The sequence below is a fragment of the Pseudoduganella dura genome, assembly GCF_009727155.1.
GTDB classification, from domain to species: Bacteria; Pseudomonadota; Gammaproteobacteria; order Burkholderiales; family Burkholderiaceae_D; genus Rugamonas; species Rugamonas dura.
Window position 1 is genome coordinate 1,075,665 of sequence record NZ_WNWM01000002.1, and the last position, 20,094, is coordinate 1,095,758.

The 20,094-nt window shown below is 65.9% G+C and carries 18 protein-coding genes; 4 read left to right on the plus strand and 14 right to left on the minus strand.

Annotated elements, in window-relative coordinates; translation table 11 throughout:
* Positions 1 to 15: 15 nt before the first annotated feature.
* Entirely contained in the window at positions 16 to 999 is a 984-nt protein-coding gene (locus GJV26_RS04865; protein ID WP_155707846.1) for an alpha/beta fold hydrolase, read from the plus strand.
* A gap of 3 nt (positions 1,000 to 1,002) precedes the next feature.
* Here GJV26_RS04865 and GJV26_RS04870 read toward each other — a convergent pair whose 3' ends face one another.
* A complete protein-coding gene (locus GJV26_RS04870; RefSeq protein WP_173346152.1) occupies positions 1,003 to 2,808 on the minus strand; it encodes a serine hydrolase domain-containing protein in 1,806 nt (601 codons plus the stop codon).
* Positions 2,809 to 3,026: 218 nt separating this feature from the next.
* On the opposite strand from GJV26_RS04870, the gene zwf reads away from it, so the two are divergent.
* A complete protein-coding gene (gene zwf / locus GJV26_RS04875; RefSeq protein ID WP_155707848.1) occupies positions 3,027 to 4,490 on the plus strand; it encodes a glucose-6-phosphate dehydrogenase in 1,464 nt (487 codons plus the stop codon).
* A 106-nt stretch (positions 4,491 to 4,596) separates the two neighbouring features.
* On the opposite strand, the gene GJV26_RS04880 is transcribed toward zwf, so the two are convergent.
* The 4 genes from GJV26_RS04880 to GJV26_RS04895 all read right to left on the minus strand — a co-directional run bounded on the left by GJV26_RS04880 (position 4,597) and on the right by GJV26_RS04895 (position 8,929).
* Positions 4,597 to 5,256, minus strand: a complete 660-nt coding sequence (locus GJV26_RS04880; RefSeq protein ID WP_229419174.1) for a beta/gamma crystallin-related protein — start codon at positions 5,254 to 5,256, stop codon at positions 4,597 to 4,599.
* 214 nt (positions 5,257 to 5,470) lie between these two features.
* A complete protein-coding gene (locus GJV26_RS04885; RefSeq protein WP_216643109.1) occupies positions 5,471 to 6,298 on the minus strand; it encodes an amidohydrolase family protein in 828 nt (275 codons plus the stop codon).
* Positions 6,299 to 6,326: 28 nt separating this feature from the next.
* A complete protein-coding gene (locus tag GJV26_RS04890) occupies positions 6,327 to 7,241 on the minus strand; it encodes a GntR family transcriptional regulator (RefSeq protein ID WP_155707849.1) in 915 nt (304 codons plus the stop codon).
* 326 nt (positions 7,242 to 7,567) lie between these two features.
* Entirely contained in the window at positions 7,568 to 8,929 is a 1,362-nt protein-coding gene (locus GJV26_RS04895) for a glycoside hydrolase family 27 protein (RefSeq protein WP_155707850.1), read from the minus strand.
* A gap of 503 nt (positions 8,930 to 9,432) precedes the next feature.
* Between GJV26_RS04895 and GJV26_RS30530 the strand changes: the two genes are divergently transcribed.
* Positions 9,433 to 9,990, plus strand: coding sequence for a prepilin-type N-terminal cleavage/methylation domain-containing protein (locus tag GJV26_RS30530; protein ID WP_155707851.1), 558 nt, complete (start codon positions 9,433 to 9,435; stop codon positions 9,988 to 9,990).
* Positions 9,991 to 10,082: 92 nt separating this feature from the next.
* On the opposite strand, the gene GJV26_RS04905 is transcribed toward GJV26_RS30530, so the two are convergent.
* The 9 genes from GJV26_RS04905 to GJV26_RS04945 all read right to left on the minus strand — a co-directional run bounded on the left by GJV26_RS04905 (position 10,083) and on the right by GJV26_RS04945 (position 19,043).
* On the minus strand, positions 10,083 to 10,376 hold the full coding sequence (locus GJV26_RS04905) for a hypothetical protein (RefSeq protein ID WP_155707852.1): 294 nt from the start codon (positions 10,374 to 10,376) through the stop codon (positions 10,083 to 10,085).
* Between the two features lie 21 nt (positions 10,377 to 10,397).
* Entirely contained in the window at positions 10,398 to 10,820 is a 423-nt protein-coding gene (locus GJV26_RS04910; RefSeq protein WP_155707853.1) for a hypothetical protein, read from the minus strand.
* An 83-nt stretch (positions 10,821 to 10,903) separates the two neighbouring features.
* A complete protein-coding gene (locus GJV26_RS04915; protein ID WP_155707854.1) occupies positions 10,904 to 11,527 on the minus strand; it encodes an exopolysaccharide biosynthesis protein in 624 nt (207 codons plus the stop codon).
* A gap of 270 nt (positions 11,528 to 11,797) precedes the next feature.
* Entirely contained in the window at positions 11,798 to 12,346 is a 549-nt protein-coding gene (locus tag GJV26_RS04920) for an LOG family protein (protein WP_189442361.1), read from the minus strand.
* Positions 12,343 to 13,011 (minus strand): TetR/AcrR family transcriptional regulator, encoded by a 669-nt coding sequence (locus GJV26_RS04925; protein WP_130185439.1) that lies wholly within the window; start codon positions 13,009 to 13,011, stop codon positions 12,343 to 12,345. The genes GJV26_RS04920 and GJV26_RS04925 overlap by 4 nt, the downstream gene beginning before the upstream one ends.
* 145 nt (positions 13,012 to 13,156) lie before the next feature.
* A complete protein-coding gene (locus GJV26_RS04930; RefSeq protein ID WP_155707855.1) occupies positions 13,157 to 13,423 on the minus strand; it encodes a hypothetical protein in 267 nt (88 codons plus the stop codon).
* Positions 13,424 to 13,451: 28 nt separating this feature from the next.
* Positions 13,452 to 17,081 (minus strand): EAL domain-containing protein, encoded by a 3,630-nt coding sequence (locus tag GJV26_RS04935; protein ID WP_189442363.1) that lies wholly within the window; start codon positions 17,079 to 17,081, stop codon positions 13,452 to 13,454.
* 154 nt (positions 17,082 to 17,235) lie between these two features.
* Positions 17,236 to 18,168 (minus strand): esterase/lipase family protein, encoded by a 933-nt coding sequence (locus GJV26_RS04940; protein WP_155707856.1) that lies wholly within the window; start codon positions 18,166 to 18,168, stop codon positions 17,236 to 17,238.
* A gap of 71 nt (positions 18,169 to 18,239) precedes the next feature.
* Positions 18,240 to 19,043, minus strand: coding sequence for an RNA methyltransferase (locus GJV26_RS04945; protein WP_155712255.1), 804 nt, complete (start codon positions 19,041 to 19,043; stop codon positions 18,240 to 18,242).
* 164 nt (positions 19,044 to 19,207) lie between these two features.
* Between GJV26_RS04945 and GJV26_RS04950 the strand changes: the two genes are divergently transcribed.
* Positions 19,208 to 19,990 carry an inositol monophosphatase family protein gene (locus GJV26_RS04950; RefSeq protein ID WP_155712256.1) on the plus strand — a complete coding sequence of 261 codons (783 nt, stop codon included), beginning with the start codon at positions 19,208 to 19,210 and terminating at the stop codon, positions 19,988 to 19,990.
* The last annotated feature ends 104 nt before the right edge of the window (positions 19,991 to 20,094 follow it).

Genomic DNA, 20,094 nt, shown 5'->3' on the forward strand with positions numbered 1-20,094 from the left:
ACCAGAGGAAATACCATGTCCCAGACCGGAAAAGAACAAACCAGCCTGCCACGCCGTAGCGCCATCGTCAACGGCGCCCTGACGGCCGCCACCGCGGTTGCCGCCGCCCTGCCCCTCGCCGCCGTCGGCACCGACGCCGCTGCCATCGGCGTGAAAGTACCCAGGACCGGCAGCACCATCACGACCCGCGACGGCGTCGAGATTTACTTCAAGGACTGGGGCCCGCGCAACGGCCAGCCGGTGATCCTGACGCACGGCTGGCCGCAGAATGCGGACAGCTGGGAATCGGCGGCCTTCCACCTGGCCAGCAACGGCTTCCGCGTCATCACGCCGGATCGCCGCGGCCATGGCCGTTCCAGCCAGCCGTGGGAAGGCAACGACATGGACCACTACGCGGACGACCTGGCCCAGCTGATCGAAGCGCTGAACCTGCAGAACATCATCCTTGGCGGCTTTTCCACCGGTGGCGGCGAGGTGGCCCGCTACGTGGGCCGGCACGGAACCCGGCGCATCGCCAAGCTGGCACTGATCTCGGCCGTGACCCCGTACATGGTGCAGACCGACGACAATCCGGGCGGCATGCCGATCGCCGTGTTCGACGGCATCCGCGCCGCGTCGCTGGCCAACCGCGGGCAGCTGTACCTGGACTTCGCCTCCGGCCCGTTCTTCAACTTCAACCAGCCCGGCGCCACGCCGTCGCAGGGCCTGATCGACGGCTTCTTCAACCAGGGCATGCAGGCCGGCCTGAAGAACACCTACGACTGCGTGGCCGCCTTTGCACAGACCGACTTCCGCCCCGATCTCGCCAAGTTCGACAAGCCCACGCTGATCGTGCACGGCGAAGGCGACCAGGTGGTGCCGATCGACGTGGGCGGGCGCGCGGCGGCGAAACACGTTCCGCAGGCGAAGCTGATCACCTATCCCGGCGCCCCGCATGCGCTGGTGGAAACGCACAAGGCGCAGTTCAACGCGGACCTGCTGGCCTGGGCCAAGTCCTGAACGTCAAACCCACAGGCGCAGCGGCAGCAGGCCCCAGGCCGCCAGCACGAGAGTGAGCTGCAGCACCGCCAGCATGGCCGCCGGCCCGGCGCCGATGCCGGTTTTCTTCCGCAGCGCCACCGCCAGGCCGGCCAGCATCGTGGCCGGCAGCACGGCGGTGACGGCGGCGAGCAGGCCGCTCGCCAGCGTCAGGTCGCCCAGCTGGAGGAACGATTGCCGGTAAAAGAACGGCACGGGAAGCAGCAATGCCAGCGTGCCGGCGAACGGCGCCAGCAGCGGGTCGTGCAACGCCATGCGCCGCAATGCCAGCCGGGCAAAGCCCTGCAGCAGTATCCAGGCCAGCCCCGGCACGCCGGCGGCAACGCTGAGCCAGAGCAGCAGCAGGCGCAGCGCCGGCACCTTCTCCCAGCTCTGCGTACCGCTGGTGATGACGCGGCCGCCATCGGCCGCGGTGAGCAGCGCGTGCGACGCGAGGATCTTGCCGGGTGCCCGGAACAGCGCGTTTTCCACGTGCTGCAGTTCGACCGTCGCCGATTGCAGGGATTGCAGACGCAGTCCTGCCCCGCCGGTGCTCGCATGCACGAAACCGAATGCCGTATCGAGGAAGCGCATGCTGTCGAAACGGTTGGGCGACGGAACATAAAACCCCTCCCACGCGCGGGTATCGAAGGCCGGCTTCCTGGTGCGCTCCGGGCCTGATGCCGGCGCCGGCCCGGCGCGCCCGAGCGCTTCGATCAGCAGCGCATCGAAACGGTGGTAGTCGGCCGTTTCGCTGTCGCTGTTGATGGCGATGAAAAATGCCTGTGCCGTTCCGGGAAACAGGCACAGCATCGCCCGATAGCCGATCGTGTTTCCGCCATGGCACTTGCCGACGGCGCCGTGCCGGTCGATCCGTCGCAAGCCCAGCGCATAGCCCACCTGCAATCCCGCGCCCGCCGCCTCGGTGCCGGCCGGCTCGCCCATCCGTCGCAGCAGCGACGTGTCGATGAAGGGCCGCCCGTCCACGGTGCCGTCGCCCATGAGGAAGCGCGCGAAGCGCCCCATGTCCGCGGCCGTCGTCGTGAACTGGCCGGCGGGGCGCACCCAGGATGGCATGGCCGGCTGCGCGATGCCGTTCTCGAAGTGGCCCATGGCCAGCCGCGGGTCGCCGGCCTGCGATACGAACGCGAAGGTGCTGTCGCGCATGCCCAGCGGGGCAAGCAGGTGGATGTCCAGGTAGCGCTCGTAGCGCGATTTCGTGACCGCTTCGATGACCATGCCCAGCAGCGTGTAACCCATGTTGGAATACGAACAGCGCATACCGGGCCGGTGGCGGATACGCAGCAGGCCGCCGTGTGGCGGGAACGCGGCGGCCAGCGGCGACGCTGCGCGGGGCTTCATGCTGAAGACCTGCCAGAAGCGTGCGTCGTCGAGGCCCGCGGTGTGATCGAGCAGGTGCCGGATGCGCACCGGGTCGCCGGACTCCCAGGGATTGTCGAACACCACGCCGGGCAGCAGCATGGCCACGGGCGTCTCCAGCGACAGGCGCCGTTCGCTGGCCAGGCGCAGTATTCCGGTCGCCAGCAGGGTCTTGGCGATGGAGCCGACATGCACGCGCCCGTCCGCCCGCATCGGCGTACCGCTGCGCGCATCGCCGACACCGGCGGCACCCGGCGCGCCGAGGGTGGTCCAGACCGCGCCCGCGAGGCCCTGCGCTTTCAGCAGCGCGGCAATGCGCGGGGTCAGGTCCGGCGCCGCATGCGCGGGTGCGGCGACGAGCAGCGCCGCCAGCAGGCCGATGCGCGACAGGAAGCCGGTGATGAGGTTCATTGCGTGGTCCCGGGGGAATTGATCAGGCACGCAGCATGACGGCCCGACGGTGAAATCGCGGTGAAATCCGGCTTTGTCACCTTCGGCGCCCCGGGAAATGCTCAATGTAGTATTCTTACGAAACATGCAGGACTGCCAAGATCGCTATCGGCAGACCCGGGTCCCTGTGCAAATGGGTATCCTTTTCTCACCATGAATCAATTTTCACATCGACCGATATGACTTCGTCCGCTCCAACAGATACCAGCCAGCCACTCGACATGATTATTTTCGGTGGCATGGGCGACCTCGCCATGCGCAAGCTGCTGCCGGCACTGTACATGGCCCACCTGCATGGCAATCTTCCGCCGGCGACCCGCATCATTTCGACGGGCCGCCAGGAGTTCGACCGCGATGCCTACCTGGCGTTCGTGGAAGAAAATTCGCGCTCCTTCATCAGCGACGGCAACTTCACCGACGATGCCTGGCGCAGTTTCCTGCAGCGGCTGGAGTTTGTCCGGGTCGACGTGCAACAGGACGACCTGACCGCGCTGGCGGGCGTGTCGCGCGAGGGCGCCGTGCGCGTGTTCTATCTCGCCACCGCGCCATCGCTGTTCACGACGATCTGCGAGAAGCTGGCCGCGGCCGGCCTGGTCGATGCCCATGCGCGCGTGGTGCTGGAAAAACCGCTCGGCCGCGACCTGGCATCGGCGGTGGAAATCAACGAGGCTGTCGGCAAGCACTTCGCGGAATCGCAGATCTATCGCATCGACCATTACCTGGGCAAGGAGACCGTGCAGAACCTGATGGTGCTGCGCTTCGGTAACTCGATCCTCGAACCGCTGTGGCGCGCGCCGAACATTTCCAGCGTGCAGATCACGGTGGCCGAGGAGGTGGGCGTCGGCAGCCGCGCCGGCTTCTACGACAGCACCGGCGCGATGCGCGACATGGTGCAGAACCACCTGCTGCAGCTGCTGTGCATCGTCGCCATGGAGCCGCCCGCGTCGCTGGCGCCCGATGCGGTGCGCGATGAAAAGCTCAAGGTATTGCGCTCGCTGCGCCGCTTCAGCCTGGCCAACATCGCGCGCGACACGGTGCGCGGGCAGTACGTGCGCGGCGCCAGCGGCAACCAGGCCGTGCCGGGTTACCTGGAAGAGCGCAATGTGCCGGAAGACAGCGGCACCGAGACCTTCGTGGCCCTGCGCACGTATGTCGACACGTGGCGCTGGTCCAAGGTGCCGTTCTACCTGCGCACGGGCAAGCGCATGGAACGCCGCTCGTCGAAGATCGTCATCGAGTTCGCCAATCCGCCGTTCCCGCTGTTCCCCGAAAGTTCCGACGGCGTCGCCAACCGGCTGGTGATCGAGCTCCAGCCGGAGGAAGCGATCAAGCTGCAGGTGATGGCCAAGCAGCCCGGCAGTGGCATGCACATGCAGCAGGTGGCGCTGAATCTCGACCTGCATTCCGCGTTCACCCAGCGCCGCGCCGAAGCCTACGAGCGGCTGCTGATCGACGTGGTGCGCGGCCGCCTCACCCACTTCATGCGACGCGACGAACTGGAAGCGGCCTGGGGATGGGCCGATCCGATCATCGACGGCTGGGGCGCGCTGACCGAGAAGCCGCGGCCATACGCGGCCGGCACCTGGGGGCCTTCCGAATCGTTCGCGCTGCTGGCGCGGGACGGGTTCAGCTGGTTCGAGTAACACGGGCCGCGACAGCGCGGAACGTTCCAACCGGCCCTGCCGGGCGATTGCCCGGCAGGGCCGGTTGGAAAACAGCAGGTGGAACCGCGGCGGGCCCGCGTTCCTGTCAGCGTACGCGGCGCAACGAAGATGCCATGTTATTCAGGCCCTGCAGCATCGGATAGCGGCCCGGGCCGAACACCGCGCAGCGGCCACGGTAATCGTCATGCTCGCACAGCTGCCACTCGCCTTCGCGCACGACCAGCGAGCCTGCGCGGTCGTTGAAATTCTTCGAACGCAGGGTGCGCACGTCGTCCCATATCGCCATGCGGTCGCCGTCGAAATTGCGGGTACCGAACAGCTCGACCGGCGCGCCGCGCCCTTCGTCACCCCTGCGGTCGCGCCGCTCACCACGGTCATCGTGGTCGCGGTATTCGCCGCGATTGTCGCCGCGATTGTCGTCGCGGCCGCGCCAGCGGTCCACCTCGCGAACCGACGAGATCGCGTCGCTGAAGCGGTTCAGCGTCGCATGCTCGCCCTTTTCCATGACGGCGCAATAACCGCCGAAGTCCTTGTGCTCGCACACTTCCCAGGCGCCCGAGTGGACGATGATCGACGACGCGCGATCGTTGAAACCGAGTTTTTCAAAGTTGGAGGCGGGGCCGCGCACGGTTACCTGCGAGCCGCGAAAATCGGGCCGGGAATACAGCGTCATTTCGCCGGCGGCAGCGTGGCCGATATGGGTCAGGGTTGCCAGCAAGGCTGCGGCGGCGAACAGGCGTTTCATGTTTTCTCCATCTGATGCGTTGGCCGCGCGCGAGATGCGCGCGGTATATTGTTCCATAACGCAACGGCTGTGCAGATGGTGGACATGCCGGCTGTAACAAATTACTACGGCCTCGATCATGGATGGCTACGGCGAGGGCGTCTGGGGCCGTTTTCGCCACGTGCGGATGATGGTGGCGCTGCCACGGTTCGGAAAGGGTTGACCAGGAGGCCGTTCATGCAATCCCGTAGAAGCGCCGGGCATTGAGCCCGAAGATCGCCTGCCGGTCCGGCTCGTCCAGGTGCGCGAGCAGCGCTTCGCTGGCGGCGATCCAGCGGCCGTAATCGGCCGCCAGGTCGAGCACCGGCCAGTCGCTGCCCCACAATACCCGTTCGGGGCCGAAGGCTTCCAGCACGTGGCCGGCATAGGGCCGCAGCCGGGTCACCGACCAGTCGCCGCCGGCCTCGGTAACGAGCCCGGAGAGCTTGCAGTGCACCTGCGGCAGCGCTGCCAGGCGCGCGATATCCTCGCGCCATGCGCCTGGTTCGCCGGCGGCAATTGCCGGCTTGGCGATGTGGTCGATGACGACCGGAAGGCGCGGATGGCGCGCGGCAAAGGCGAGCAAGGCAGGCAGGTGGCGCGGCAGCACCAGCGCATCGAACGCCAGGCCGTGGCGCACCATTGCTTCGATGGCTGGATCGAGCGCGGCATCGTCGATCCAGTCGTCGGCGAGGCCCTGCAGCATCGGGCGCAACCCGCGCAGCTTCGGGTGCGCCGCCAGCGCCGCGATGCGCGCCGGCGCATCGGCCGCCTTCAGGTCCGCCCAGCCGACCACGGCGCCGATGAACGGGTGGCGGTCCGCCAGGTCCAGCATGAAACGCGTATCGGACTCGTCCGGCAGTGACTGGACGAGGACGGTCGCATCGATGCCATGCGCCCGCAGCAGCGGCTGCAGGTCGTGCGGCGTGAAATCGCGGTGGATGGCGGCCAGCTCGGGCGGCGGCCATCCGCCGCCGCGCGCGGCCAGGTGCCAGAAGTGCTGGTGGGCGTCGATGCGCATCATGCCTCCTCCGGCCGGGCCGCCGGCCGCCTCAATCGTTGTGCGCCCTGCTTTCCCGCTCGCGCAGCGCGTCCAGCATGGTGGTGCGCGACGAACGCAGGTGCGTGCGCATGGCCGCCAGCGCCGCCGGCACGTCGCGTTGCGTCAGCGCGCGCAGGATCGCCATGTGTTCCTGCACCGCGTACTGGTTGCGCGGCAGCTCGTCGCGCTTGTCCCACTGGTAGTGGTAGTGGAAGACCAGCGACACCGCGTCGTTCAGGCTGTTGGCGAAGCGGTTGTCCAGCAGGCCGATCAGGAAGGTGTGGAACTCGCGGTCGAGTGCCGGAAAGTCGGCATGGCTGGCCGCCGATGCCGCCCCGAGCGCCTCGTGGCGGGCCAGCAGGTCGTGCAGCCGCCCGAAGGCCGCGTCGTCCGGCGGCAGCCCGGCCACCCGTTCGATGGCCTTCAGTTCGAACATCTCGCGCACTTCGCCCAGTTCCTGCGCGAACGACGGATCGAACGCGCACAGCCGCCAGCCGCCGCGCGGCTTCTTCTCGATCAGGCCATGCCGCGCGAAGCCGATCAGGAATTCGCGCACGGCGATCGTGCTGACACCGGATGCGCGCGACAGCTCGGCTTCCGAGAACTCGGCGCCCGGCGGCAGGTCGCGCTGGTAGATGCGTTCCATCAGCACCTGCTGCAGGCGCTCCGTGCCGCTGTGCAGTTCCGAGACATCGAACCAGTCGCCCGGCCGTGGCTTGCGCAGCAGGCAGCGCTCCTTCATGCCGGCGATCAGCCCGCACTCGATGAAGTAGGCGAGCGTGCTGCGGATGGCGGTTCGGCTGCCCTCTCCCAGTTCCGTCATCCGCACCTCGGTCGGCAGCGCTTCGCCCACCGCCACGTTGCCCGCGATGTACTCCAGCAGCAGGTTGGTACAGCGTCGCGTGGTGGTGGGCAGCTTGGACATGGTTCGTGACTGCGGCCGCGGCGGCGGCGAAAGATCCGTAATCTTCCATTTTACCTGCCGCCGGCGGGATGCAGCCGATGCCGGCCAGGGCCGGTTTCCGGCATCGGCTGCCCCGCTGTCCGCGGATACCGGGCACTGCGCTGGCAACAGCTTTCATGGCAACCTTTCGACGCAGGCAACGAATGGAAGTATATCTTCCCAAGGCATCGACGCTGCTGCCTCGAGTGCTCGACGCGGTGAGCAAAGCCGTCCGCCGGGAATACGCCATGTCACGCGGTGGCGCGGCATCGTCCCGGGTGTCTGCCCAGCGGCTGCTCAGTTTCCGGTCATGCGGTCAGCTGCAGCAGCACCGAGCCGTGCGGCGGCAGCTTCTGCCGCACGCTGCCGTCGATGGCGCCGAGGTCGCGCCGCGCCCACAGGTCGCGGCCCGCCACCTGCCGGCCGCCCAGGTTCAGGCGCGACAGGTCGAACACGATGTCCGCCGCCGTGTCGCCGGTATTGAACAGGGCCAGGTAATACACGTTGGCCTTGCCGGCAGGCTGCGCGCTCCAGATCCGGGTGCCGGCGTCCGCATGGTGCGGCCGGTTCGCGGTACTGCGCTGGTTCACGGCCAGTACCTCCGGATTGGTCAGCAGCGCCAGCGTGCGCTCGTCCAGGTGGCGCAGGTCGCCGCCCATGATCAGCGGCGAGCGGGCGATCGACCACAGCGTCATCAGCGTCTGCTGCTCGTCCGGCGTGAACTTCGTGTCGCGCTTGCCCAGCGCCAGGCGGCCCAGCGGCAGCATGTCGGCATCCGGCCAGGCGTTCGCCCCCATGTAGGGATTCCAGTTTTCCAGGCGCTGGAACTGCTCGCTCAGCAGCTTCCACTCATCCCAGAAGTCGTCGGAGATGCGCCACATCTGCGCATGGTGCGGCACGTGCAGGGCCCACTTCAGGTCGGTCTCGCCGGGCGACAGGCTCAGCGTGATTGGCCGGCCGGTCTTGCGGATGGCCTTCTGCGCCGCTTCGATTTCCGGCCAGTTGGCGGTGTAGGGGCGCGACATGTCGTCCATCTTGACGAAGTCCACGCCCCACGATGCATACAGCGCAAAGATCGAATCGTAATAGGCCTGCGCGCCCGGCTTGCCCATGTCCACGCCATACATGTCCGGGTTCCACGTACAGACCGATGCCGTGTTGGCGATGTCGCGCGCGCGGTATTGCGTGCCCAGCACGGGCGTGTTCAGGCGCACGGCCTGGCGGGGAATGCCGCGCATCACGTGGATGCCGAACTTCATGCCCAGCTTGTGCACCTGGTCGGCCAGCGCCTTGAATCCGCCGCCATTGGCCGCCGAGGGAAAGCGGTTCGGCGCCGGCAGCAGGCGGCCGTGTCCGTCCATTGTCAGTTCCGCATCCTTGCGGTACTCGTAGCTGTCGGCATTCGGCTCATACCACTGGATGTCGACGGTGAATACGTCGTAGCCGGATGGCAGCAGCTTGTCGGCCATGATGCGGGCGTTTTCCAGCGACTGCGCCTCGGTGATCGTGGTGGCGAACGAGTTCCAGCTGTTCCAGCCCATCGGCGGGGTCGGCGCGAGCTGCTTCGATTTGCTGGCGGGGGCCGAGGTGGCGGCGACGACGACAGGCGCCACGCCGGCGAGACCGGAAAGGATGGAAGCGGTGAGAAGGTTTCTGCGGTTTGGATTCATGCTCGGGGCAATTGGAAAATGGATCGAATGGGCTGCCGCATCGGCGCGGCAGGTTTCGCATGGTTATTTCTCAACCCGGCGTTGCCGAAGCCCTGCAGGCAAACAGCCGGCGGCCTCCGGCCGGTATCTCCTCCCCGGGTTGGAGCGATGACGATGATAACGCGACAACGCCGGGTGCCAGCGGCATCTGCGATCACGAAAAAATCGGATCCGATATCCGAAATGGCATCTGCGCAGCGGCCGCACGCCAAGCCGCGTTGCTGGTGGAGCGTGGTAACGGACAGTGCCAAGCGTTGTTGCCCGGCACTAGATACACTGATTCTAAGCAACAATAATTGCCGCATTGATCCAAGTGGATTACAGTGGAAGCGCTGATCCTGGGCGGCCGACGCCGCGCCTGCCGAGTCTCTCGGAGCACCGGGATCAGGAATCAGGCCTGGGGTTGTTCATGAACGCCCGTCGGCTGGCTTACCGTTCCACCGTGCTCTTCAAGCTCTCTATCTATGGCTACTTCTCCCGTCACTGGAAAGGCGCATGACTTTCCAGACTCCGCCACGCACCTGGCAGCACGCCAGGCCGGCTTCACGCTGATCGAACTGATCGTGGTGATCATTATCCTGGGCATCCTGGCTGCCACCGCGCTGCCCAGGTTCGCCGACCTGCGCAAGGATGCGCGCATCGCATCGCTCAACGGGGCCAGGGGTGCGCTTGAAGCGACCTTCGCCATGATCCACGGCCAGGCGCTGCTCGATACATCGGCCGCCACCATCACCAACGAAGATGTCGTCATTACCCTGGTCGCCGGCTACCCGTCGGCCGCGAGCGGCGGCAATACCGCAGCGGCGGCTGGCCTCAACATCGGCGACTACATCATCCGCTACGGCTCCGCCACCGCGACCGCCACCCAGCCCGCCCTGCCCATCAATTCGTTCGCGGCGATTCCGGTCAGCGTGGCGAACACGGCCTCCGCGCTGTCCTGCTACGCGCTGTACACCGGTGCCAGCGGTTCGGGCAACGCCGTCAAGCCCCCTTCGGTCACGGTCGTGACGGGCAGCTGCTGATTCCGGCATCGCATGGCACGACAGGCCATTTGCGTCTTGCTGGACACGTTTTCAAGACTAATCTCATCCACCAGCAATAAATCAGCGCTTCCCTAGCAGGACTGCAGGACAGCCTTTGTCTCGAAGCAGTCGAAACAGACAAACACAAATATCATCCCGCAATCCGCCAGGTCGAATTCGTCATTGATCGAGTCCAGCTGTGCGTAAAACGTCATGACTTTCTTGCAAGAACAGGTCGGGATGTCAGCCGCCTGGATGAAGTCGGGGCTGCCTCCCAAACGGTGCCGTTTGCCGATATTGTCGCCAGCCCATTTGTACGGCGGAAGATCCTTTGCCTCCCGATCGAGCGGTTCGGGAATCAGCTTGAATGGCGGTATGACACGCATGAGGAGTTCCAATATTCGGGGCTACAAAAAGCCCAGACAGCTTTGCCATGATTCTCCGCACGGCGGCAATTGCTGCCGAACAGCGCGCAGCTGGCTTACGAGCTTGGCCCGTTCCTTGGGGGCCTTCAAGTGCGCAGGCAGGCGACTCAGCCAGTGGCTATTGGGGCCGGCGGACGAATCGCGCTTCCCGGATAACCGGCGGGTGGTGGGGAGCGGTTTTGCTTCCATCACCTCGATGAAATGGTCCAGCTGCGCCAGGGAACTGAACTGCAGGTCGACTCCGGCCACGTCGACATGCAGGAACACGAATCCCTTGTGCGGCACCGGCGCCGGCGCTGCCGGAATGAATTGCGTCGTGGACCCGGCGACCGGCACATGAACCCAAAATGCCAACGGTGCGCTTCGCCAGTCAGGCTCGATCGTGAGATGGAAATGCAATTTCATGGGGCAGGCAATTGTGCCGCTGCGATGAATCGTTTCGCCGGAACTTTACAGCATCTCACATCAGATCCGCCGCCATTCCGTCCTCAGGCAGTCAACCGGACGAACGCCTCGCGCGCGGCAAGCCCGCCGCCGCCGATCAGCACACCGAAATAAGCGATGGTCGCCACGTTGCTGACGTAGCCCAGCAGCACGCACACGCCGTCGCGCTGCAGCAGCCCGATGGCGAAGAACAGCAGTGCGACGGCCGGGAAGGTATTGCTGAACGGGATCATTCCGAACGGCATCATCAACAGCACGGCGCCGAGGATGATCGATGCGTTGTTGATGCGCTCGACGGGACCGTCCGCGACCAGCCAGCCGATCCGGTTGGGGCGGCTCACGCGTTCGATCTTCTGCAGCCATGGCAGCGCCTTGCGCAGCACCGGGCGCAGCTTCCTCGTGCCGATGATCTTGTGCTTCATGCGCGACGGAATCCACAGTTCGCGCCGGAACAGGCGGGACAGGCCGATCAGCAGGATGGCGGCGCCGAACACGGTGCTCACGCCGGGAATCGACACGGGAATCAGGAAAACCAGCGTCAGCAGCGCAGTGAGGAGCAGGAGGCCGTCGTTGCCGACGCGGTGGATCAGCTCGCTCAGCGTGATGCCGGTACGCGGCAGGGAGCGGACCAGGGTGCGCAGCCGTTGGGAAATGGGTTCACCGTGCATGGGGTTCTCTCGTCGGATGGGTCGTGGTTGCTTGGATCGTGGCCGTTGCCACGATCTCGTGGCTGTGAAGCGTGCTCATGCATGCCGCGGCCGACCGACAGTATAACGAGTGCGCCGCATGCGGCACACCGGTTATCGCGGAATTAGCACGACTCTTGATCCAGGAGGACGACTTCCCGGCCCGTACCGGACGGTGGCGGGGAAATGGCGGTGGACAGATGGAGGTGCAGCGCCGCGTCGACGGCGCCGCCCGCCGGCGCGCGCAGCCCGTCAGCCGCCCCGCTGCCCCTTCAGCAACGCCACCAGCGCCGCCGGCCCTTCCTCGACGAGCATCCGCTCCGCGTTGCGCGGATGGATGAAGCCCTCTTCGCGGGCGTGCGCGATGAAATCGATCAGCCGGTCGTAGAAGCCGTCGACGTTGTACAGCGCCACCGGCTTGTCGTGGATGCCCAGCTGCGCCCACGTCAGCATCTCGAACAGTTCCTCGAGCGTGCCGAGGCCGCCGGGCATCGCGATGAAGGCATCGGACAGCTGCGCCATCATGGCCTTGCGTTCATGCATGTCCTTGACGATGAATTGCCGCGTCAGGCCCATGTGCCCCACTTCGCGCTCGACCAGCGCGGTGGGAATCACGCCCGTGACCTCGCCGCCCAGGCGCAGCACTTCGTCGGCGATGATGCCCATCAGCCCCACGTTGCCGCCGCCGTAGACGAGCGCCAGGTTGGCATCGACCAGCGCGGCCGCCAGGGCACGCGCGCGTTCCGCATACAGCGGGCTGGCGCCGGCATTGGCGCCACAGTACACACAAACGGATTTCACTTGTTCAGTTTCTTGAGATAGTCGTCGGACAGTTTCTGGAAGCGCGCCAGCGTTTCGCCGCGCAGGTAGGGTTCGACCTGGATCAGCACCTGGTAGCAGCCGCGCGCCAATGCATCGGCCATCGACTGCTGCTCGGTGTACTTGCGCGGGTTGCGCACGTATTCGTAGGACAGCCAGTAGGTTGCCACCACCACCATGTTGGTCGCCATCGCGTCGATCTTCAGGTCGTTCGCCTCCAGCGAGCCCTCGGTGCGCAGGTCCTCGCACAGTTGCTTGGCCACCTTGATCTTGTGCGCCAGGATCTGCTTGAAGTGCAGTTCGAGCTTGCGGTTGCGCGACAGCAGGTCGTTCAGGTCGCGGTAGAAGAAGCGGTAGCGCCAGATCAGCTCGAACATCAGGTGCAGGTACTGCCACACGTCCTCGATATTGGAACGCCGGCCGGCCGGCACGTGCAGGATGCGCTCGATCTCCTGTTCGAACTCGATGAAGATCGAGTTGACGATGTCGTCCTTGTTGCGGAAGTGGTAATACAGGTTCCCCGGCGAGATGTTCAGCTCTTCCGCGATCACCGTGGTGGTGATGTTCGGTTCGCCGAATTCATTGAACAGGCGCAGCGACAGTTCCTGGATGCGTTCGCGTGTTCTTCTGGGAGCTTTCTGTAACATGGCCGGAGGTGCTGTTGTTTTGGCCGCCAGCATAACACCGATGGTCCGGCCATGCGAAAAGGTGACTTGATGGTGCCGGTCGCGTTTTCACGCGGCGAAAGGAAGCCCGATACCGTTTTCGCTCCCGGCACCGGTGCAGGCCCGCCTATTTGACCTTCTTCAGCCTGCCCATCTGCGCCCGCAGCCCGTCCAGTTCCTGCTTCAGCGACGCCACCTCCTGCCGCAGCGGCGCGGTGGCGGCGATCACGGCGCGCTGCACCTGCGCTTCCATGTCCCGGTCGAGCAGGTGCCGTTCCGGCGCGATGCCCGATTCGTGCACGACGGCGGCGCGCAGCGCTTCGGCCCGTTCGCGCCGCACCGTGAAATCCTCGAGGCCGGCCTGCCAGATCGCCTGGATGCGTTTTTTCACCATCTTGTCCTCCTTGCCGTGTCAAGCGACACTAGGCCGCCTGGGCCCGCCGGGCCTGGCTGTACAGCCGGAAGCCTTCGCGGATATTCTCGCGCAGTACCGCCCCCTTCCACGGTTTCGTGTAGAAGCGGTCGATCGCGCCCTGGTTGATGGCGGCCATGATCGGCGTGAGATCCGCATAGGCCGACAGCATGATGCGGAACGTGTCCGGCGCCAGGTTCTTGACCCGTTCCATGAATTCGGTGCCGTTCATCGACGGCATGCATTGGTCGCACAGGATCACCTGCACATTGTGGCGCGCCAGGATATCGAAGCCCTCGAGCGCCGTCTGCGCCGTGAGGATGCGGTAGCCGTCCTGCGCCAGGAAGTCGGACAGCACGTCGAGCATGAACGCATCGTCGTCGACGATCAGCAGCGTGGGCCTGCCGTCGTCGCGCGTTTCGTCCGCCGGCGCGGCGAGGTGGCGCTTCTCGCGCAGCATCAGCTCGAACTCGTCGGCCGCCACCGGCCGGGAAAAGAAGTAGCCCTGCATTTCATCGCAGTCGTGCCGCCGCAGGTAGGCCAGCTGGGCATCCTTCTCGACGCCCTCGGCGATCACCTTCAGCTTCATGCTGTGCGCCATGTTGATGATGGCCAGGACGATCGCCGCGTCGTCCGGATTGGACGTCACTTCGCGCACGAAGGCGATGTCGATCTTCAGCTTGTCGATCGGGAAGCGCTTCAGGTAGGCCAGCGACGAATACCCGGTGCCGAAGTCGTCGATCGAGATCTTGATGCCCAGTTCCTTCAGGTTCTGCAGCATCGTGATGGTTTCCTCGGCGTTGCTCATCAGCGAGCTTTCCGTGAGTTCCAGTTCCAGCAGCTCGGGAGGAATATCGTGCTCGCGCAGTGCGCGCAGCACCTCTTCCTCGAGCCCGCCGACGAAGAACTGGATGCCGGACACGTTCACCGAAACCTGTATCGCACCGGCGCCGGAGCCGATCCAGTACGCGATCTGGCGGCACGCCTCGTGGATGACCCAGGTGCCCACGCGCACGATCAGCCCCGTTTCCTCCAGCAGCGGGATGAACAGGGCCGGCGACACCATGCCGTGGCCGGGCCGGTTCCAGCGGATCAGCGCCTCGGCACCGCTGATGCGGCCGGTGCCGATATCGATCTTGGGCTGGAAGTACAGCACGAATTCGGCGTTGTCGATGGCGCGCCGCAGCGCGTTTTCCAGGTCCAGCCGCGCCAGCGACTGGGCGTTCATCTCGGCGGTGAAGAAGCGGAACGCATCGCGCCCCGCTTCCTTGGCGCGGTACATCGCCGTATCGGCATATTTGATCAGCGTGTCGGCATCGAGGCCGTCGTCCGGGTAGACGGCGATGCCGATCGACGCGGTGACGGTGACTTCGTGCCCCTTCAGGTCGAACGGCTGGCGCATCGCCTCGCGCAGCTTGTCGAGCACGGGCAGCGCCTGGTTCACGCCCTCGGGCAGCATCAGGATCGCGCAGAACTCGTCGCCGCCGAAGCGGCCGATCGTGTCGCGCACGCGCAGGCAGTCGACCAGCCGGCTGGAGAACTGCTTGAGCAGTTCGTCGCCGATCGTGTGGCCCAGCGTGTCGTTGATGTTCTTGAATCGGTCCATGTCGAGGAACAGCACGGCCAGCGCCCAGCGGTGCTCGGCGGCCTGCGTCAGCGAATGGGTCAGCGATTCATACAGCTGGCTGCGGTTCGGCAGCCCGGTGAGCGTGTCGAAGTGCGCCAGCTTCAGCAGGCGGCGCTCGGCTTCCTTGCGTTCGGTGATGTCGCGCGCCACCGCCACCAGGATCCAGTTCTGGTCGGAACGCAGCGTGCGGCGCTGCACTTCCACCGACAGCAGCGAGCCGTCGCGCCGGTGCAGCAGCAGCTCGGCCATGGCGCCGCCCTGGTCGCCGGCCAGCAGCTTGTCGTACAGGTCCACCAGCTGCATCGGCCCGCCGCTGCGCTCGCGCTGCCCAACCTCCAGGAAATCCTCGCGCGCAAAGCCGAGCATGCGGCAGGCGGTCGCGTTGACGTCGACGAAGCACATGTTGGCGCGGTCGACCAGGAAGATCGCATCGGCCGTGGCATCCATCGCCAGCCTGAAGCGGCGCAGGTCCTCGGTGAGGCGGTTGCGAGCATCCATGTCCTGCTGCAGCTGCGCGTGGTTGCGCCGCACTTCCTCGTACAGCTTCAGGGTCTCGTACGACACGGCGATCTGCGCGGCGACGGTGACGGCGATCCGCTCATCCACCTCCGAGAACCCTTCGTCGCCCAGCTTGTCCGCCAGGTACAGCCAGCCATGCACGCCGGCGCCCGACGCGATCGGCACGCCGAGGAAGGAATGCACGGGGGGATGTTCGGCCGGCAGGCCGAGGTGGCAGGGATCGCCCGGCAGGGAGTGCCGCCGCACCGGCTGGCGCTGTTCCATGACCTGTTTCAGGATGCCCGCGTCGGGCGCCTCGCACAGAACCCGCGTTTGATCGGCGGTACCGCAGTGGCTGAACCAGCCCAGCGCGCTGCCATCCTCGTTGAGCACGCCGATGCACGCATACTTGGCCACGCAGATGTTCTGGGCCACGCGGCAGCCGATATCGACCAGCGCCTGCGGCTCGCGCTCGGCGGAAAGATCGATGCCGAGCTCGATCAGCGCGGTCAGGCGCAGGCTGACCGCCTGCAGGCTGGACAGGCTGTTCGACAGCCGCTGCGTCATCGAGCGCAGCCGCTCCGCTTCGCCGTCCGGCGTTTCATGGTGGGCCAGCTCGGAAATCACCTGGCTGCTGGACTCCACTTCGTCCAGGTACTCGGCCATCTTGTGGCCGATGCCGCCCAGGCTGGTATCGGCGATGGACGAATCGGCCATCTCCACGGCGAAGTCCGGCACTTGCGCGCGCCGGGCGGTCACGCCGAGCGCTTCCTGCACGGTGTCCATTATCACATCCGGATCGGACGGCTTGGGCAGCACCCAGCGCACGCCGCACGACTGCGCCACCGCCACCGCCTCGCGCTCGCGATAGGTGGCGGTGTAGAAAATGATCGGCACGTTGGCCGTTTCCGGATTCTCGCGCACGCGGGCCACGAACTCGTAGCCATCCATGTTCGGCATGAGAATGTCGGAAATGATCAGGTCGGGCCTGTCGTGTTCGATCAGCTTCAATGCCTCGATGCCGCTGGCCGCTTCCATCAGCCGGTGACCGGAAAAGCCCAGCAAGGTCATCAGGAACTGCCGGTTCAGCACGTGATCGTCGACGATCAGGATCGTTGCGATGTCGTTATTGTTCTGGGGCGACATCTCCCCCGGCAAAAAAGACTCGAGCTGTGTGACGAAACTGTCCGGCTCGATCGGTTTGCCGATGTAGCCGTCGAATCCGGCGCCCAGCAGGCGCTCGCGGTCGCCCACCATCGCCAGCGCGGTCACGGCCAGCGCGGGAATGTGCCGCGTGGCCGGATCGGCCTTCAGCGCGCTGACGACGCCATAGCCGTCCAGCTTGGGCAGGTGCACGTCGCAGATGATCAGGTCCGGCTGTTCGCGCCTGGCGGCAGCCACGCCTTCCTCGCCGTCGGCGGCGGTGAGCGGGGTATAGCCGAAGGCACGCAGCAGATAGACCATCAACTCCATGTTGGTGGGATTGTCTTCGATGATGAGGATGCGTGCTGACACGGTGTCCCTCCCTTTTATTATGAATTGTCGTTGCCGGGCAACAGCCCTCCCCGTCCTGTCAGTATCCCTTATTCCGTACGGACGCGATGCACGGCAGGCGCGCGCGTCCAGCTCTGCCGGTTATTGTTCCGGTATTAGCTAAAGTTTCCGTACGTCAATTTATTGTAGCGGGGGATCGTGGCCGCGTCAAACGGCTGGCGGCGAGAATTTCATCGAGGATGCACGACAGCACGCGCGGATCGCTGCCCAGCGCCACGTGGCCGATGCCGGAAAAGGCAATGTTGCTCGCGCCGGCCAGCTGGCACGACGTTGCCGGCACCACGATGTTGTCGTGCCACGACCAGACCGACGTGATCAGCGGCCGGTATGCGGTGTCATCCTGCGCGAGCTGGGCGAGCCACCCGGAGTCCCGCCGCATCTGCCGCGCATTCGCGCCGATGCCGAGGGAAGCCAGCCCGGTGCCATGGTGCGGCGTGCCGACGGTGACGACGCGCGCCACGTTCCGCGCACCGTGGCGCCGCAGCCAGGCGCGCGCCACCAGGCCGCCCATGCTGTGGGCGACCACGACGATGCGTGGCGCACCGGTGGCGGCGAGCAGCCGCTGCACGGCGCACTCGACCTGCGCCACGTAATCGTCCAGCGGCGCGGTGACCGGCTCCAGGTCCACCGTATCGTGGCTGATGCGCTCGCGCCGGAGCAGCGCGCGCAGCGCGGCCCAGAAGCCGCCGTTGCAGCCGTAGCCGTGCACCAGCAGCACGGGCAAGGCGCGCGCTTCGGCTGCGAAGAACGGCGCGGGCGTGTGCCGCAGCATCGTCCATGACGATGTCAGCATCGACGCGCGGAATTCGCCGCAGAACAGGCACAGCCGGCCAGCCGGGTCGAGCCGGTGCTCGGCCGGCACCGCGCAGCCGAACTTGCGCGCCATCCTGAAGTTGTTGGCATTGATCGCGCCGCGGACCAGCACCACGGCCAGCACCGCCAGCAGCAGGGCCAGGTCGAGCGGCACGTATTGCGCCGCGGCGTACCAGATCGCCAGCGCCGCCGCCACCTGCATCGCCATGATCGCCAGCAGGATGCGCACCACCATGATTCACTCCCTCTTTTGTGAAAAGCCAGTGTAAGGCAAGCGGCGCCGCCCGGGTAGAGGGTGCCGTCGGCTTACTGGCCGCTATCGCCGGGCGGGCGGCGCGACGCCAGCATCTGCCGCGCGATGCCGCGCAGGATATTGACTTCCTCGGTCTCCAGCCCGGTGCGGGCGAACAGCCGCTTCAGCCGTGGCATCAGCTTGCGGGGATTGCCCGCATCGAGGAAGCCGATCGCCACGAGCGCCTGTTCGAGGTGCGTGTACATGCCCTCGATCTGCGCCTGGTCGGCCGCGTCGCCATGGAAGCCGATCGGGGTGGCGGCGGGCGCGGCGCCGCCGAGGGCCGCCATCCGGCATTCGTACAGCAGCACCTGCGCGGCCTGGGCCAGGTTCAGCGACGAGTATTCCGGGTTGGCCGGAATGTTGATCAGCACATTGCAGCGCTCGACGATCTCGTTCGGCAGGCCGAAGCGCTCGTTGCCGAAGACCAGGGCTGTATGGAGACACTGCCCTGCGGCGGCATCCCCCGCGGCGGCCACGTGCTGCGCCAGTTCACGCGGGCCCTGGACGGGCGGCGAGAATTCGCGCAGCCGGGCCGACACGGCGGCGGCATGGTTGATGCCGTCCAGCGCCTCGGCCATCGTGGCGACGATGCGCGCGCCGGCCAGGATATCCTGCGCGCCGCTGGCGAAGGCCACCGCTTCCTCGTGCCGCACGGCGCCTTCCACGCGCGGATTGACGAGCACCAGCTCGGAAAAGCCCATGGTTTTCATCGCCCGGGCAACCGAACCGATGTTGCCCGGCCGGCTGGTTTCCACGAGGATCACGCGCAGTCGGGAGAACAGCGGGCTGAAAAGAGGTGGCGTGCTGGGTGTCATTTCCTGCGGCATCATTTAGAATAGCGGTTTTCGCGAACGGCAGATTTTACAACGCCGCCCCGCCCCGCTCTTTTAATTCGCTCCTGTTCACACAGAACCGCCCCGCCGCAGCCCACCCTGCCCGGGCGGCCTGTCCATTTTTATACGGATTTGCCATGCATCCAATGCTCAACACGGCCGTGAAGGCCGCGCGCCGCGCCGCCGCCGTCATCAACCGTGCTTCGTTCGACCTCGACCGCGTCAGCATCGCCGAGAAACAACACAACGATTTCGTCACCGATGTGGACCAGGCCGCCGAACAGGCCGTCATCGAGGTGCTGCAGAAGGCCTATCCTTCGCACGCTTTTCTGGGCGAGGAATCCGGCACCACCGGCAACGTGAACGACGAGAGCGAATTCGTGTGGGTCATCGACCCGCTGGACGGCACCACCAACTTCATGCACGGCTTCCCCCAGTACGCCGTCTCGATCGCGCTGCAGCAGCGCGGCGTGATCACACTGGGCGTTGTCTATGACCCGGTGCGCAACGAGCTGTTCACCGCCGAGAAAGGCGCCGGCGCCTACCTGAACGACAAGCGCATCCGCGTGCGCAAGCTGGACCGTATCGCCGGCGCACTGCTGGGCACCGGCTACAAGAACGGCAGCGGCAAGGCGCTGGACGAATACCTGAAGATGTACGGCATCATGGCCGAACGCTGCCACGGCGTGCGCCGCGCCGGATCGGCCGCGCTGGACCTGGCGTACGTGGCCAGCGGCCGCCTGGACGGCTACTACGAGAAAAACCTGCAACCGTGGGATATCGCGGCCGGCACGCTGCTGGTCACCGAAGCGGGTGGCATCGCCGGCGAATTCAATGGCGAATCGAAGTACATGCAGACCGGCCACGTGATCGCCGGCAGCCCGCGTGTCTTCGGCCAGATGGTCGGTTTACTCGCTGAATTTGCCTAAAGTCAATATTTGGTGCAGCTTTGTTACAAAAAAAGGCCCGATTGGGCCTTTTTTATTGCCCTTGCGAAATTTAGTTCCTCTGAATACTGATATACTTCTTTAGA